The sequence below is a fragment of the Aliiroseovarius sp. S1339 genome (assembly GCF_023195695.1).
In the GTDB taxonomy this organism is placed as follows: domain Bacteria; phylum Pseudomonadota; class Alphaproteobacteria; order Rhodobacterales; family Rhodobacteraceae; genus Aliiroseovarius.
In genome coordinates, this window is record NZ_JALPQG010000001.1 from 594,551 (window position 1) to 610,378 (window position 15,828).

General features: G+C 58.0%; 12 protein-coding genes. 5 read left to right on the plus strand and 7 right to left on the minus strand.

Features of this window, described 5'->3' with window-relative positions; genetic code table 11:
- Positions 1 to 9: 9 nt before the first annotated feature.
- Genes MUY35_RS02760 through MUY35_RS02770 form a run of 3 tightly spaced genes read right to left on the minus strand, consistent with a single transcriptional unit; the run spans position 10 to position 2,037 of the window.
- Positions 10 to 801 (minus strand): metal ABC transporter permease, encoded by a 792-nt coding sequence (locus tag MUY35_RS02760; protein WP_248363759.1) that lies wholly within the window; start codon positions 799 to 801, stop codon positions 10 to 12.
- On the minus strand, positions 791 to 1,546 hold the full coding sequence (locus tag MUY35_RS02765; protein WP_248363760.1) for a metal ABC transporter ATP-binding protein: 756 nt from the start codon (positions 1,544 to 1,546) through the stop codon (positions 791 to 793). The genes MUY35_RS02760 and MUY35_RS02765 overlap by 11 nt, the downstream gene beginning before the upstream one ends.
- Positions 1,543 to 2,037 carry a transcriptional repressor gene (locus tag MUY35_RS02770; RefSeq protein ID WP_248363761.1) on the minus strand — a complete coding sequence of 165 codons (495 nt, stop codon included), beginning with the start codon at positions 2,035 to 2,037 and terminating at the stop codon, positions 1,543 to 1,545. The genes MUY35_RS02765 and MUY35_RS02770 overlap by 4 nt, the downstream gene beginning before the upstream one ends.
- Before the next feature lie 80 nt (positions 2,038 to 2,117).
- Between MUY35_RS02770 and MUY35_RS02775 the strand changes: the two genes are divergently transcribed.
- Entirely contained in the window at positions 2,118 to 3,032 is a 915-nt protein-coding gene (locus MUY35_RS02775; protein ID WP_248363762.1) for a zinc ABC transporter substrate-binding protein, read from the plus strand.
- Between the two features lie 70 nt (positions 3,033 to 3,102).
- Here the strand turns inward: MUY35_RS02775 and MUY35_RS02780 are convergent, their stop codons facing one another.
- Together MUY35_RS02780 and gabT are read right to left on the minus strand one after the other, a co-directional pair.
- A complete protein-coding gene (locus tag MUY35_RS02780; protein ID WP_248363763.1) occupies positions 3,103 to 4,314 on the minus strand; it encodes an acyl-CoA dehydrogenase in 1,212 nt (403 codons plus the stop codon).
- Positions 4,315 to 4,317: 3 nt separating this feature from the next.
- A complete protein-coding gene (gene gabT, locus MUY35_RS02785; RefSeq protein ID WP_248363764.1) occupies positions 4,318 to 5,613 on the minus strand; it encodes a 4-aminobutyrate--2-oxoglutarate transaminase in 1,296 nt (431 codons plus the stop codon).
- 137 nt (positions 5,614 to 5,750) lie between these two features.
- Between gabT and MUY35_RS02790 the strand changes: the two genes are divergently transcribed.
- Positions 5,751 to 6,332: a cupin domain-containing protein gene (locus MUY35_RS02790; RefSeq protein WP_248363765.1), complete on the plus strand. Its 582-nt coding sequence runs from the start codon at positions 5,751 to 5,753 to the stop codon at positions 6,330 to 6,332.
- Between the two features lie 8 nt (positions 6,333 to 6,340).
- Positions 6,341 to 7,444, plus strand: a complete 1,104-nt coding sequence (locus tag MUY35_RS02795) for a CaiB/BaiF CoA-transferase family protein (protein WP_248363766.1) — start codon at positions 6,341 to 6,343, stop codon at positions 7,442 to 7,444.
- A 53-nt stretch (positions 7,445 to 7,497) separates the two neighbouring features.
- Here MUY35_RS02795 and MUY35_RS02800 read toward each other — a convergent pair whose 3' ends face one another.
- Both MUY35_RS02800 and MUY35_RS02805 read right to left on the minus strand, forming a co-directional pair.
- A complete protein-coding gene (locus MUY35_RS02800; RefSeq protein ID WP_248363852.1) occupies positions 7,498 to 8,697 on the minus strand; it encodes an imelysin family protein in 1,200 nt (399 codons plus the stop codon).
- A gap of 196 nt (positions 8,698 to 8,893) precedes the next feature.
- On the minus strand, positions 8,894 to 9,346 hold the full coding sequence (locus MUY35_RS02805; protein ID WP_248363768.1) for a MarR family transcriptional regulator: 453 nt from the start codon (positions 9,344 to 9,346) through the stop codon (positions 8,894 to 8,896).
- Between the two features lie 413 nt (positions 9,347 to 9,759).
- Here MUY35_RS02805 and MUY35_RS02810 point away from each other — a divergent pair, with 413 nt between their 5' ends.
- Entirely contained in the window at positions 9,760 to 12,672 is a 2,913-nt protein-coding gene (locus MUY35_RS02810) for an acetoacetate decarboxylase family protein (RefSeq protein WP_248363769.1), read from the plus strand.
- A gap of 7 nt (positions 12,673 to 12,679) precedes the next feature.
- A complete protein-coding gene (locus MUY35_RS02815; protein ID WP_248363770.1) occupies positions 12,680 to 15,568 on the plus strand; it encodes an adenylate/guanylate cyclase domain-containing protein in 2,889 nt (962 codons plus the stop codon).
- Positions 15,569 to 15,828 lie beyond the last annotated feature (260 nt).

Here is a 15,828-nt window from a genome sequence, read left to right on the forward strand (position 1 = left end):
CGGCATGGGTTAATTGCGACGTATCGCGCTATAGATCGTGAGCGCCAGATAGATCAACGCAGCGGCGACAATCATCGAAGGCCCCGCCGGGGTGTCATACCACAGTGACCCCCAAAGCCCCCCAAGGGTGGCAATCCAGCCAATAACGATAGCGGTCAGCGCCATCACAACGGGGCTCATCGCGACTTGGCGCGCGGCGGCGGCGGGAATAATCAGCATCGCCGAGATTAACAACGCCCCAACCACCTTCAATGACACCGCAACGACAACGGCCAGAGACAGGGTCAACACCAACCCCTCGCGCGTCGGGTTGATACCTGATGCCGCCGCCAGATCAGGGCTGAGCGTGGATAGCAGCAGTCTGGACCAGCGCCACACGATCAGCGCCGCAATCGCCACGCCACCGCCCCAGACCAACACCAGATCTGACCGCGTCACGGCCAGAATGTCGCCAAATAGAAAGGCCGACAGGTCCACCCGCACGCCGGGCGCGAATGATATCGCCACAAGCCCGGCTGACAAGGCGGAATAGGACAGAACACCCAACCCGGTGTCCGGTGACTGCCCTCGACTGGACATCCAGCTGACAGCCAGCGCCATGGCGAACGCGATGACCAATGTCCCCAACCAGATCGGCAGCGACATGAGCAGCGCCAGCGCGACGCCCAAAATGGCGGCATGCGCTGTGGCGTCGCCGAAATAAGCCATCCGCCGCCACACCACGAACGACCCAAGCGGCCCCGTGGCGATGGACAGCCCAATCCCGGCCAGCGCGGCGCGCACCAGAAAATCATCCAGCATTCACAGCGTCCTTTTCGGCGGTGTGATCGTGGTCACAGTCGGTATGATCATGGTCGTGCTGATGCTGATACAAAGCCAGCGCGCCTTGCGTGCCATGACCAAACAACGCGCGGTATTCGGGTGCGTCGCGCACAACATGGGGCGTGCCCTCGCAACAAACATGACCGTTCAGGCAAATCACCCTGTCAGATGCGCTCATCACCACATGCAGGTCATGCGAGACCATTAGGATCGCGACGCCCATCTCGGTCCGCACCGTTTCGATCAACTGGTAAAACGCAGCCTCGCCCATCTGGTCCAGCCCCTGCGTCGGCTCATCCAGCACAAGGATATCGGGTTTCGTCAATAGCGCGCGAGCCAGCAGCACGCGTTGCAATTGCCCGCCGGATAATTCTGCGATCTGGCGATGCTCGACACCCGGCAGCCCGACCCGTTGCAACACCTCGGCCCTTTCTTGGGCGCTGTGCGGTTTGGGCAGGTTAAGAAAGCTGGCCACAGGCATCGGAAGGCTGCGGTCCAGCGCAAGTTTTTGTGGAACATATCCGACGACAAGGCCCGGCTGGCGTGTGACCGTGCCCGACACCGGCAACATCCCCAGCAACGCTCGCAAAAGTGTCGATTTTCCCGATCCATTGGGGCCGACAATCGTGACAATTTCGCCGGGTTCAATCGTGAAATTGACATGTTCCAGCACCAAGCGCCGTCCATGCGAGACTGAAAGGTCTTTTGCCGTGATCAAGCTCATGAAGCAGCCTCGCCCGTGCAGGTGGGGCATAGGCCGAGCGCTTCGATATTGGTGCGTTCAACACGAAAGCCAAGGTCACGCGCAACGCGATCAACTTCGTCGCGCACCGATTGGCCCGACGTTTCTGCGACGGCTTTGCACGACTTGCAGATGAAGAACACTGGCGCATGCCCCTCGCCCGGCGACGTGCAGGCTGCGAACGCGTTCAGGCGTCGGATACGGTGGGCAAGCCCTTGATCCACAAGAAATTCCAAGGCGCGATAGGCGACAGGCGGCTGGCTGCCGAACCCTTCAGCCGCCAGACGGTCCAACACATCATAGGCACCCATTGCGCGATGTTCTTCCAACAAGATTTCCAACACCCGCCGTCGCACAGGCGTGAGGCGTGCGCCGCTTTCGCCGCACAATGCTTCGGCGCGGGCCAGTACGTCTTGGGCGCAGGCCGCGTGGTCGTGAGAGTGAAAGGCGCAGGATGGATCGCGTTGGTTCATTTGTGTTTGACGCCAAATTAATGTTATATTATCACTTATTGCAATAATATAACATCACTCAACCACACTCAAGGCCACAAATGATACGCCCTCTCGTCTCTGCCATTCTACTATCTGCCGCGCCTACCTTTGCCGACATCCCGCGCGTCGTCACTGATTTCGCCCCGGTGCATTCCCTAGCCGCCTCCGTCATGGGCGACCTATCCAGCCCCGACCTGTTGCTGCCGCAAGGGGGCGACCCGCATGCTTTTCAAATGCGCCCCTCGCAGATGCGCGCGTTATCGCAGGCCGATCTGGTGTTCTGGGTTGGGCCTGAGTTGACGCCGTGGTTGGAACGCGCGCTGGACGGCGTTAGCCAAGCGCAGTCGATTGCGCTGCTAGACGCGCCGGGAACGCATCTTCGCAACAGCGATCACGTTCATGGCGAAGCGGAACATAACCACCGAGAGACGGAAGATCATGATGAGGACGCGCATGACCCGCACGCGTGGTTGTCGCCAGAAAACGGCGCGACTTGGCTGCTGGTCATCGCCGAGGCCTTAGCCGCCCATGACCCTGAAAATGCGCAAGTTTATCACGCGAACGCGGCCCAAGCCCGGACGGACCTTGCCGCTATTGAAGCCAAGATTGACGACCAGCTGGCACCGGTGCGTGACCGTGGTTTTGTCGTCTTTCATGACGCCTTTGGATATTTCACCGATCACTTCGCGCTGTCATCCTTGGGCGCTGTGCGCGAAAGCGACAGCGCACCACCTTCGGCCAGCCAACTCGCTGATATCAAGGTCCTTTTTCCAGGCGGCAAGGTTCACTGCGCCTTTGCCGAGGCCGCCGAGGGCGAAGACATGATGCGCGATCTGGTGGTTGGCACCACGATTGGTTTCGGAGTACTCGACCCAAGCGGCGCCCAGCAAACACCCGGACCGAACCTTTACAGAGACCTCTTGCTGTCGCTCAGCGACACAATCACGGGCTGCCTGAGCGGCAAGGGCGGTTGATGCGACCTTCATGGGGGCAGATACAAAAAAGGGCGCTCGAAAGCGCCCCTTTTCTATTGGTTAGACGCGTCTAGAAAAACGCCTGCAATCCGGTCTGCGCGCGCCCAAGGATCAACGCGTGCACGTCGTGGGTGCCTTCATAGGTGTTAACGGTCTCAAGGTTAACCATGTGACGGATCACGTGGAAATCTTGACTGATGCCGTTGCCGCCATGCATGTCGCGCGCGTGGCGTGCGATTTCTAGCGCCTTGCCGCAATTGTTGCGCTTGATCAGGCTGACCATCTCGGGCGCTGCTTTCGCCTCGTCCATCAGACGGCCAACGCGCAGCGCGGCAAGAAGGCCCAGCGAAATCTCGGTCTGCATGTTGGCCAGCTTCAACTGGAACAGTTGCGTCTGTGCCAGAGGTTTGCCGAATTGCTTGCGGTCCAGACCATATTGACGTGCACCGTGCCAGCATGCCTCGGCCGCGCCCATCGCGCCCCACGCAATGCCGTAACGCGCACGGTTCAAGCAGCCAAACGGGCCTTTCAGACCTTCGACATTTGGCAACAGCGCGTCTTCCGACACCTCGACATTATCCATGACAATTTCGCCGGTGATAGAGGCGCGCAACGACAGTTTGCCTTCGATCTTAGGAGCAGTCAGACCTTTTGTGCCTTTTTCCAGCACGAAGCCTTTGATCTTGCCGCCATGGGCGTCAGATTTGGCCCAGACCACAAAAACATCGGCAATGGGCGCGTTCGAAATCCACATCTTGGACCCGTTCAGCACATAGCCGCCTTCGACTTTCTTGGCTGTCGTTTTCAACGACCCCGGATCAGACCCGGCATCAGGCTCGGTCAGGCCAAAGCAGCCGATCCACTGACCTGACGCCAGTTTGGGCAGGTATTTCTTGCGCTGTTCGTCCGTGCCGTAGGCATAGATCGGATACATCACCAACGAGGATTGGACGGACATCATTGAGCGATAGCCTGAATCCACCCGCTCCACTTCGCGCGCGACCAGACCATAGGCCACATAGCCCGCGCCCAGCCCGCCATACTCTTCCGGAATGGTGGTGCCAAGCAGGCCCATTTCGCCCATTTCGGCAAAAATTTCCGGGTCTGTTTCTTCCTTGGCAAACGCTTCTGTCACGCGCGGAAACAGTTTTTCCTGCGCATAGGCAAAAGCGCTGTCGCGGATCATGCGTTCGTCGTCTTCCAGTTGGCCGTCCAACAGGAACGGGTCTTCCCAATTGAAGCTCGACAGCTCGGGACGGGATTGCGGGGCAAGTTCGGCCATGTCTCAGGCTCCTTTCGCGTTGACGGCAGCCTCGATCGAGGCTTCAAGAATATCCAGCGCTTCGTCCAACTGATCCATCGGCACGGTCAGCGGCGGCAGAAGACGAACGGCGTTGGCGCGGGTGCCACACGGCAGAATGATCAATCCGCGCGCTTCGGCTTCGGCCACGATAGCAAGCGTTAGGGCGGCGTCGGGTGCATTGCTATCACGATCGGTGACAAGTTCAAACGCGATCATCGCCCCCAGACCGCGCACTTCGCCGATGGCTTCCATCCCCTGGCGCGATGCGATGTCGGTCAGGCGTGCCCTGATCTTGTCGCCAATATCGATGGCGCGATCACACAGTTTTTCTTCGTCGATCACATCCAGCACAGCATGCGCGGCGGCGACAGCCAACGGGTTGCCCCCATAGGTGCCGCCGATGCCGCCAACCGGGGCTGCGTCCACAATCTCTTTGCGACCAGTGACAGCGGACAGGGGGAAGCCGCCCGCAAGACCCTTGGCCATCGTGACAAGATCAGCCGCAACGCCCGCGTGTTCAAAGCCAAACATCTTGCCGGTGCGCGCCATGCCTGCCTGCACTTCATCCGCGATTAGCACGATGCCATGTTCGTCACAGATTTTACGCAGCGCGTGGAGGAATTCTGGCGGCGCAATGGTAAACCCACCCTCGCCTTGCACGGGTTCAATGATCATCGCGGCAACCCGTTCAGGATCAATCGAGCTTTTGAACATGTTGTCCAGAACCGACAGGGATTGTTCGACCGACCCGCCGTGGAAAGCGTTCGGGAACGGGACATGCACCACTTCGGGCGGCATCGCACCAAAGGCTTTCTTGTAAGGTGTCACCTTTCCACACAGCGCCATGCCCAACAGCGTGCGGCCATGGAAGGCCCCGGTAAACGCGATCACGCCCGAACGACCCGTATGCGCGCGCGCCATTTTCACCGCATTCTCAACGGCTTCCGCGCCGGTGGTGACCAGCATGGTTTTCTTCGCGAAATCACCCGGTGTCACCGCGTTCAAACGCTCGGCAAGTTTGACGTAGCCTTCATAGGGCGCGACGTGGAAACAGGTGTGGGTGAAAGCCTCGGATTGCTTGGCCACTGCGGCCATAATTTTGGGGTGACGGTGGCCGGTGTTGTTCACCGCGATCCCGACAGCAAAGTCGATGAAGCGCCTGCCGTCCACGTCCCACAATTCGGCATTTTCAGCGCGTGCAGCATAGATGCCACGCGTGGCGACCCCAGTTGCCACCGCATCCGCGCGGCGGGTCTTCAGCATTTCTGTATTCGACATGCGACACCTCTGTTCGAAAATTGATTCCGCCCCATATTGCGCAAAATCCTGCGCAATGCTATCGAAAAAATGCGCAGTAAATGCCGATGTGGCCCTGCGCGAAATACGCACAACGACCGCTGCGGAAAGGATGCTGAATGCAGGACGAGTTTGATGTTGGCACGCGTCTAAAATCGCTGAGACAGCAATTTGACTTATCTCAAAGGCAGTTGGCCGAGGCGGCGAATGTGCCGCATGGGCAGATTTCGATGATCGAACGCAACCACTCATCGCCCTCTGTCGCCTCACTGCGCAAAATATTGGGCGGCCTGAACATGTCGATGTCGGAGTTTTTTGAACCGGAAGCGCCCGCGACTCACCAAGTCTTCTTCACCCCAGGTGATCTGCGCGACCTCACATCTGCGCTGTATCAAGACAACGATGCCGCCCAGCGGATGATCACTATCAAGCAAGTCGGCGACGCAAAGGCGCACGGGCTTCAAGTGCTTCACGAGCTATATGAACCCGGCGCGGACACCGGCGAGACTATGATTGAACACGAGGCAAATGAAGGCGGCATCGTCATCGAAGGCGAGCTTGAAATCACCGTCGGCGAGGAGACCTGCGTGCTGAAAGCCGGCGACGCCTATTTGTTTAACTCGCGCGCGCCGCACCGGTTTCGCAACATCTCGGACCGTGCAGCCCGCATTGTGTCCGCCTGCACCCCCCCTTACCTCTAGGAGCTACCATGCACCCGCTTGAAGGACTGAAAGTCGTCGAACTCGCCCGTATTCTGGCCGGGCCATGGATTGGACAATCGCTGGCCGATCTGGGCGCCGAGGTGGTGAAGGTGGAAAGCCCCGATGGCGATGACACCCGCAAATGGGGCCCGCCGTTTATCGAACGCGATGGGGATAAGTCAGCCGCTTATTACTACTGTGCGAACCGTGGGAAAGATTGCGTGACCGCCGATTTCCGCACCCCCGAGGGGCAACAGATCGTGCGCGATCTGATCAAGGACGCTGACATTCTGGTTGAGAATTTCAAGGTTGGCGGGTTGGCCAAATACGGGTTGGATTATGACAGCCTGTCAGCGCTCAATCCGTGCTTGATCTATTGTTCTGTCACCGGGTTTGGGCAGGATGGGCCGTGGGCCAAGCGGGCGGGGTATGATTTTCTACTGCAAGGGCTGTCGGGCCTAATGTCTGTGACGGGTGATCCGACTGGGCAGCCTCAGAAAGTGGGCGTCGCGATCACCGATATCGTGACCGGGCTTTACGGCACAATCGGCATCCTTGCCGCCGTCGAACAGCGCCACCGCACCGGGCGGGGGCAGCATGTCGATATGAGCCTGCTGGACTGCGCGACTGCCATGATGGCCAATCAGGCGATGAACTTCCTTGCCACCGGCAACAGCCCGTCACGAATGGGCAACGAACACCCAAATATTGCCCCCTATCAGGTCTGCCCTGTAAAGGATGGGCACATCATCTTGGCCGTCGGGAATGACGGGCAGTTCCAACGGTTCTGCCAAGTCATCGGACGTGCCGAATTGGCCGACGATCCGCGCTTTGGCACCAATCAGGACCGAGTGGCCAACCGCACAGCCCTGACACCCGAAATCGAAGCAAGCCTTGCGACATGGTCCATGTCAGACATCCTGACGGCGCTTGAGGGCGCCACCGTCCCAGCAGGCCCGATCAACACGATGGAGCAGACCTTTGCCAACCCGCAGCTACAACATCGCAGGATGCAGATTTCGCCAGAAGGTGTGCCGGGCGTACGCGGGCCGTGGGTGTTTTCCGACGCTGAGCTAAATCTTGGCAAATCCGCACCGCGATTGCCGAAATAGAAAAGGGCAGACGCGACGCATCTGCCCTATCAAATCTTTGTGGGGCTTGCTGATTACTCGAATACAGCCATCGGGTTGTCCAAGCTGTCCGACCCTTCGATCGACATGCCCTCGGCCCCGACCAAAGCGACGGCGCGTTCGATGTTACGGGTCTGTGCGACCAGATGATCAATCGCGTTTTGCACCAATGCACCACCCGGATGGCCCGCGCCCAGCATCTGGTCATAGGATGTGCCAGCCTCGGCCGCTGTGCGAATATCGCCCAGCGCGATCATGGTTTTATCCATATCCCCCAGAAGGTTATTGGCCAGTGTTTCATCCTGCGCCTTTACCAGATCATACAGAGACGGCCCTTCAACGACCGATCCATCCACCCGCACATAGCGCCCGGTATAGACATTGCGGATGCCCAAACCATCAAAGTAGTGCGAATTATGGGTGTTGTCCGAAAAGCAGTCATGCTCTTCTTCCGGGTCATTCAAAAGTAGGCCCAACTTCATGCGCTCGCCCGCCTGTTCACCGTAGGACAAACTGCCCAGACCGGTGAAGGCCATAACGATGCCCTTGCTTGCATCCAAAGTCACGTCAGTGCGCCCCTGCCCACCTTCCAACCAGTTGGCAACCGCGTCCTGAAGGTCCGTGATCAACAATTCGGTTGCGGCTTTCAGATAGGCCACACGCCGGTCGCAATTGTCACCCGTGCAATTGGCGGTGTCGAAATCCGTAACCGGACGCTGACCCGCGCCATGGTCTGTGCCGGACAAATCTTGGCCCCAAAGCAGGAATTCGATGGCGTGATAGCCGGTGGCGACATTCGCCTCAATCCCCTCAACCTCATGCAGGCTTTCCAGCAAGGCCGGGGTGATTTCAGATGCGTCAATGGTGGTGCCGCCGACCGTCAGTTCGGGGTTCGCGATGAGGTTGGCAGTCGAAAACGGGTTTTCATCATTTGCCCCCTGCCCGTCCGCGACATAGTCAATCAGCCCTTCATCCAGAGGCCACGCATTGACTTTGCCTTCCCATTCATCGACCGACGGGTTGCCGAAACGGTATGCCTCGGTCTGTTGATACGGCACGCGCGCGGCCAGCCAAGCATTTTTGGCCACTGTAAGGTTAGCATCGGTCGGCTCTGCGATCAGCGCATCAACAGCTTCGTCCAGTTTCTGCGCCAGCGTCAGACTGTCTTCGTAACCTGCCTGTGCAATGTCAGCGTAGTTTTTCAAGATTTCGTCGGGCGTGGCGGCGTGCGACATGGTGGCGGCACACCAAAAAGCAGTGGTGGCAAGAAGAGTTGCGCGGATCATCCGTAACCTCGTCATTTTTTAAGGTTCGAGTCTGCTATAGATGAGTGTTTTAGTCAGGTAAAGTATTCTTGATAAATTTTGTCAGATTTAAGGTCGCACGCATCTTCCCTTCTACGCCCGGCATCAAGTCAGAAAAATAGAAAGGTCACAGACTTTCCAGCGCCTCCAGTGCGTCCAGAAGTGCCTCGTATCGTTCATCACCCAAATGGCGCACAAAGCTTGCAGCGATGCGCGCGGCCTCGTCCAAGTTATCGTCGATGATCTGTTGACCGGTTGGCGTAATAGCCAGCGTTTGACGACGACGATCTGATACATCCGGGGTGCGCGTCACCATCCCGTTGCCAACCATCGTCTGGATGATCCGTGTCAGACTGGGCAAAAGCAGGCTTGTCCGTTCACCCAGATGGGTCGCATCTTGTGGACCGTATTCCGACAACACGCGTAGAATGCGCCATTGCTGTTCGGTGATACCGGCAGGCGCAAGCATTTCGCGCACCGGCCCCATGACCTTTTCGCGTGCCCGCATCAAAGCGATCGGCAATGACCGACGGGTCGGCGGCAGTTTGGTCGCAACGGCGTTTTTTTGTAAATCGGGCATTAAAGCTCCTCTGGTCACGTCACACTGCCATAAAAGAAGCGTCGCCGACCGGGATCAACCATTAACTTTCCGCACGGAATACTGGCTTTTATGATCTGCAGGCTGACGGACATGCCTTTGACGTGGGATTTACGGCACAAGACACGGGTCAACTTCCTACAACAAGGTGCAATTCAACGCGCGTCGCAACTCTTGTTCGGCTCCGTGCAGACTGCGCCCGGACCGCGAGGCAGCGAAATTATCGTATCGCGCCAAATGGCCGGACCCATCGCTCTGATCGCTGTGGCATCGAGATAAATCGTTAACGTAGAAATTAACGGAGCGTTAAGATATGACTAAACCTTAAGTTAAACGGCGCGGCAGGCACAACATGCCTTAAGTGAATATCTTGATTAAGAACTGAGGACATGGGGATGGCCAAACAGAAGATCGCCGTTATCGGCGGGGGTGTGGGTGCGATTACCGCTGTCTATGCCATCACGCAAACGCCCGATTGGAACAAGAAATACGACATTACAGTTTACCAGTTGGGTTGGCGCAACGGTGGCAAAGGGGCCAGCGGGCGCAACAAAGAATTTGGGGAGCGGATCGAAGAACACGGGCTTCATGTGTGGGCCGGGTTCTATGACAACGCGTTTCGCAACATGCGCCGCTGTTATGAACAACTGGTCGAGCTTGGATTGCGCAAGAAAAGCGACCCCCTTGGTACGATGGACAAGGCGTTCAAACCACTGTCCCACCTGTTCCTCGCCGAAAAAGTCCCAACGGCTGAGCTAGACGACAACCCGTGGCATCCTTGGGTGATCGACCTTCCTGGCAACGATAAGCAGCCGGGGTCCGAAACCAAAGTGCCCGGACCGTTCGAGATGATGATGAGGATCCTGGAAATCGTCATCGAATTCATCGAAAAAGGTGAGATGGAGGACGGTGCGCATGAAAAACTGGGCATCTCGATCCCGCGCGGCCTGCTGACCCAACATCACAGCATCCACAGCCATGCCTCGGGCATGCCGAAAGACCCGGCGAAGCACACCGCGCGCGACACCAACTTGCTGCTGGATTTCATCATCGACGCACAGAAGGCGGTTCACGCGATGCAAACGCCCGAAAACCTTGGCGATGATGCCAAGCGCCGCGGGTTGTATCTGGTTGATATTGGATTAGCGTATATGCGCGGCGTGGTCGGGTCGGACACGTTCACCAGCGGATATGACGTGCTGGATCAATGGGAGTTCTCTGACTGGCTGCGGATGAATGGCGCAAGTGATCTGGCGCTGGATTGGGTCGCCATTCGGGGCTGTTACGACTTCGTGTTTGGCTTTCCCGGCGGTAATACCGACCGGCAAGGCGACACGGGGGCGGGCACCGCAATCCGGGCTATGTCGCGTCTGATTATCACATATTCGACGGCGATCTTCCATAAGATGCAGGCGGGTATGGGCGACACGATCTTCGCGCCCTATTATCAGGTACTCAAGGCGTTGGGCGTTAAGTTCGAATTTTTCTGCGCCGCGCGTGATCTGCATCTGAACGAGGCCGGAACACGCGTGGACCGTCTGTCCATGGTCCGTCAGGCCAAGGTCAAAACTGGCGACTACGAACCGCTTGTCAATGTCGGCGGCCTTCCCTGCTGGCCGTCCGAGCCTCACTGGAACCAACTGGTCGATGGCGCAAAGTTGAAAAAAGCAGGTGTGGATTTCGAATGCGAAAAATCCCCGCCAACCGGCGCGCCTTTCGATCTGCGGCGCGGCGAGGATTTTGACATCATCCTGTTGGGCGCTTCACTTGGATCGCTGCCCTATATGACGCGCGAATTGTCGGCCGCATCTGACCGCTGGCGGCTGATGCTGGACCGGGTGAAAACCGTCGGCACCCATGCCGCACAGCTTTGGCTCACGAAAACTCCGGACGAGATGGGATGGGGCGACCGGGTGAAGGCGCACAACAACGCCAAGGCGATCCCGTCCGCGCCCATGCGCACCGTTATCACCGGGTTTGCCGAACCTTTGGACACATGGGCGGACATGTCCCACCTGATCGCACATGAAGCTTGGCCAGCGCCCGGCCCCGCGTCGATATCATATTTCTGCGCCCCTGCTCTGGACGGTGAAACGCTGGAGGAATTCGACGACAACGTCGCCACCTGGATGGACAAGGACCTGCCTGACATCTGGCCCAACGCCAAAAAAGGCGGCAAGTTTGACAAGGCGCTGTTCTACGAAAGCCTACAGGCCGCTATCTATTCACGCGTCAACATGTATGGGTCGGAACGCTATGTTCTGTCGGTCACCAACAGCGTCTATCACCGCCTCGCCCCGTCTGAGAGCGGGTTTTCAAACCTTTTTCTTGCGGGCGACTGGACACGTTGCGGCCTGAACGCGGGCTGCGTTGAAGGTGCAACCATGTCGGGGATTGCTTGTGCGTCGGCGATCACGGGGGTCGAACTTCTGAATGTAGGGGCAGAAGATATCGACCGCGAGAATACGATGCCGGAAAAGGCAATGTTTCAGACCAACTCCATCTCAGGCACCAACTGGCCTTTGACCCCATTCTTTGCGCGCGGCGAGATGACGGGCGTATTCTTCTTCTACGACCTTCCGCGCGCCGAGGTGCAGGCGATGCTGCCAGATCGCATCCATTTGGGCCGTTGTCCGATGTCGCGACCCGGACATCATCCCGTGGGCATGTCCTTTTGCAGCTATCACAATGTGCGCGGGTCGTTCATACCCGGCTTTCTGGCCATGCGCCCTTACGGAGAGGCGACCTTCGCCATTCCCTACACCCATACGGATGAGGGAAAGACCGCCCCGCTGCTGTATCCGCGCAGGCTGTATGTCAACAACAGTTCAGCCATTTTCGCGGGCAAGTTCTTCTATGCCATGCCCAAATTCAAGGCCGAGATCGAGGTTGGAAACACCCATTTCACAGCCTCCGACCCAGATGGATTGACAATTGATTTCCGCGCGCAGCAACACCGCGATCCGGTCGCATTGTCAGGTCACCCCGCGCATGGGGCGATCTCGGATCTGCTGGACATGACCTTTGTGACCCGCAACAAGCACGGCAACATGTTCTATAACGCGTTCGATCTGCAACTGGACCGGTCCTATGTGGCACCGGTCACGGGCGAGGTCTCGGTCACCGATCCCAGCGCGGACGGCTTTCCAGCGACCCACATGGATGTTGCACCGTTGCAGCATCATCGTGGCATGGGACTTCCTGGCGCATTCCGAATCTGGTGTTCTTGGTCCATGACTAACCCGCTGGACAGTCGCCGGGTCAGACGCGCGGCTGTGGCACGGTCTTGGGTGCGGCGTAACGATTGAGGTAACGATGCAAGTTATGAATTGCTTGGCGTGTTCTGCGCCGCTTGCGCAGGGTGCGAAATTCTGCGGGAACTGCGGTGCCGAGGTGGTGGTCGACGCGCAAAACCCTGAAGTGCGGGTTCTGACGATCCAGTTTATCGACATGGTCGGATCAACTGCCTATGCCAGCCATTCCGAGCTCGAAGACTATGACAATACAATTTCTGCGTTTCACAGGTTGGTCAACGACGTCGTCACCACCTATCGCGGCACTGTATTGCAGCGTTACGGCGATGGCGTTCTGTCCTGTTTCGGGCTGGGACAAGACAGCGAAGATGCCGCCCTGTCGGCAATCGCGGCTGGCCTGTCGATTGCGAAAACTGCGCCGGAAAGGCTGCACGGCCAGAATGTCCGCGTCGGGGTCGACAGTGGACAGGTGATGTGCCGGGTGGGACAAAGTGGCACGCTTTTCCCCCAACTGGCCGGGCTGCATGTAAACCGTGCCGCGCGCCTGCAGGAGCAAGCCCCGACCGGCGGGGTCGTCATCTCGGGCGAAACGCAGACCTTCCTGTCCAGACTGGCCGAGCTGGACATCACCTCGCAAGAGAAGGTCGCGCTGAAAGGCATTGACGCGCCGGTGGATGTCATCGGCGTCGCTGGGTTCAGCTTTCTGGAACGGCTAGATACAGGTCGCGCGCTTCTTGAGCGCGATAAGGAACTGTCTATCCTGCTGGGCGATACGTCGACATCTTTCGCGCTGATCGGTCCAGCCGGGATTGGCAAATCCGCCCTGTTGGCTGAACTGGTGCGTTCAATAGCCCCCTCGCCTGTCATCCAAATGGATGCCCGTGCCAACCTTAAACAATCCGCGTTGTTTCCAATCGCCGAAGCGGTGCGCACCGAGCTATTCCTGCCCAGCACGTCGCAACCCGACGCAATGGGCAGTGCCTTGGCGACCATTGGTATTGCGCTGGACAAGACGGACCTCAACCTGATGGCGGGTGTTCTGGGGCTGACGGGCGCTACACCGGTAAACCTGACCCCCGAACAACAAAAGGCACGTCGCATCGAGTTGATGACGGGCATATTAGGCAAGCTTGCAGGTCAGAAACATGCCGCGCTGGCCTTTGACGATTTCCACTGGGCGGATGAAGAAAGCACGGCGGTTCTGCGCAATCTGATTGATGATCCGCAATTTACCAATCGGCTGTTCATCACCAGTCGACGCACCGAAAAAATCGTCGCATGGGTGGATGATACCGCCGTCCATCGGGTCGACCTTCACCCCCTGTCGAACGCGGCGGCCCAAAAAGCACTGGACGCTTACCCTGAGCTGACAAAAGACCGGCGCAAGAGCATCATCGCCGGGGCCGAAGGCAACCCGCTGTTCCTTCTGGCGCTGGCCGAACATGCCCGACAAATGGGTGGTCAAGCAGATGAACTGCCCCTGCCCCAAACGATTGAGGCGACCTTTCAAGCCATCATCAATGGGCTTGGGCCGTTGAAGGACGTGGTGCAATGTCTTTCGGTACTCGGACGCGTTTTTGATCCTGAACATGCCAGGCTTTTGCTGCCGAACCGCAACGCCATCGACGACGAGTTGCGCGTGCTGACCATCAATGGCGTCTTACACAAACGGCGCGATGGCTTGGCCTTCGATCACATTCTTCTGCGCGACGCCGCATATGAAATGCTGCCGGGCAAACGCCGTCGCGCGCTTCATTTGCGGTTTGCCGAGCAAGTGAAAGTGCACGACCCGGAACTTTGCGCGAAATTGCCCGAACTTCTGGCAGACCATCTTCTTGCCGCAAAAGCTCATAATCAAATTCCAGCCGCCTGCATCGCTGCTGGCGTCCATATGTTAAGGGGGGCCAATTTCGACCCCGCCATCAAATATCTGGACCGCGCGCGGATCGACATGGAAAAGCAGGCTGGCGGCAAGCCCGTGACCCGAGACGAACATCTTCCGGTCCTGTCCCTGTTGGCCAGTGCACAAGTTCAACGATTTGGATTTTCGCATCCTACGGTTCTGGAAAGTTATGAGAAACTTGAAAGCGCTGTCAGTCATGCAAAGGGAACAGACCGGCAAAGAATGGTCGCGCTTTATGGGCTGTTCGCCCATCGCATCATCAGTGGCAACGTTGACGAAAGCGGTGAGCTTGTTGATAAAATGAGAGAAATCGCTCATGGAAGCTCTGATGAGTTGTCGATCCTCTGGCTGGTCAACAAAACCGCGCAAAGGCTCTATGCAGGCGATTTCACAGCTGCCCAAGCCAGCAGCGATGCGCTGAAACGCCTCTATCGGGTTGAAGATCACGGCATGCTGTTCGTTGAACTTGGCGCGGACCCGCTCGCTTCTGTTTTGTCAGCAGATGCGCATATTCTGGTGCGCAAGGGCGACAAAGACGGCGCGCTGGCGGCGATTGAGGCCGCAAAACACCACCTGAACGCGATTGGTGCCACCGCGCAGTTGCCGTGGATCCACATTTTCGGCGCGCAGGCGTTTTTTGAAGGAGGACACATGGCGCTTGCCCATAGCGAAGTGCTGGCCGGCATCGACATTGCCGACGAGCAGCGGGCAGACTTCTGGTCGCTGGTCGGGCGATTATGGCAATCTTTGCTAAGAATTCACGACGGCGATTTAGACACGGCACCGGCCGAATTCGAGGCTTATGTCGGCCATGCAAGCGCCAGCGGCGTCCAGCTTAACCTGCCGTTCTATAAGGCGGTTCTGGCCAAAGCGACGGCTGCACGCGGCGATTTGGAAAATGCCAAAAAACTGCTGCGTGAAGCTGCCGATCTTATCGAAGCACGAGGCGAGCGCGAATGGGCATCTCGCATCAATGCCATCTCCGCGGAAATACACGGCGTTGAGGCGGTCGGCGCCTCCGGGTCGGACAACCCGGAGCTGACGTAGCGCCTTCACCACTCAGGCCACCGAAATTGGTATGGCCCTACCCATCCGTCATCTGACGGGCGGAAGCACCCCAGAAATGTCCAACTTGCGCTGGACGAAATGTCGCTCCAATACCGCCTACGCGGCCACCCAAAGCGATACCTTGCTAAGTTATCGTGCTAGAAAACCGTTTCGTTTTAGGGCCTTCAGCGCTTCCACCTACATGTATACGCTTGATTCCCGGCAAGGCTTGTGACGCAGATCACACCCCGAACCGCCTT

Coding starts and splice junctions, on each gene's coding strand:
- MUY35_RS02760 (WP_248363759.1), bottom strand. CDS start 801: ATGCTGGATGATTTTCTGGTGCGCGCCGCGCTGGCCGGGATTGGGCTG.
- MUY35_RS02765 (WP_248363760.1), bottom strand. CDS start 1,546: ATGAGCTTGATCACGGCAAAAGACCTTTCAGTCTCGCATGGACGGCGC.
- MUY35_RS02770 (WP_248363761.1), bottom strand. CDS start 2,037: ATGAACCAACGCGATCCATCCTGCGCCTTTCACTCTCACGACCACGCG.
- MUY35_RS02775 (WP_248363762.1), top strand. CDS start 2,118: ATGATACGCCCTCTCGTCTCTGCCATTCTACTATCTGCCGCGCCTACC.
- MUY35_RS02780 (WP_248363763.1), bottom strand. CDS start 4,314: ATGGCCGAACTTGCCCCGCAATCCCGTCCCGAGCTGTCGAGCTTCAAT.
- gabT (WP_248363764.1), bottom strand. CDS start 5,613: ATGTCGAATACAGAAATGCTGAAGACCCGCCGCGCGGATGCGGTGGCA.
- MUY35_RS02790 (WP_248363765.1), top strand. CDS start 5,751: ATGCAGGACGAGTTTGATGTTGGCACGCGTCTAAAATCGCTGAGACAG.
- MUY35_RS02795 (WP_248363766.1), top strand. CDS start 6,341: ATGCACCCGCTTGAAGGACTGAAAGTCGTCGAACTCGCCCGTATTCTG.
- MUY35_RS02800 (WP_248363852.1), bottom strand. CDS start 8,697: ATGTCGCACGCCGCCACGCCCGACGAAATCTTGAAAAACTACGCTGAC.
- MUY35_RS02805 (WP_248363768.1), bottom strand. CDS start 9,346: ATGCCCGATTTACAAAAAAACGCCGTTGCGACCAAACTGCCGCCGACC.
- MUY35_RS02810 (WP_248363769.1), top strand. CDS start 9,760: ATGGCCAAACAGAAGATCGCCGTTATCGGCGGGGGTGTGGGTGCGATT.
- MUY35_RS02815 (WP_248363770.1), top strand. CDS start 12,680: ATGCAAGTTATGAATTGCTTGGCGTGTTCTGCGCCGCTTGCGCAGGGT.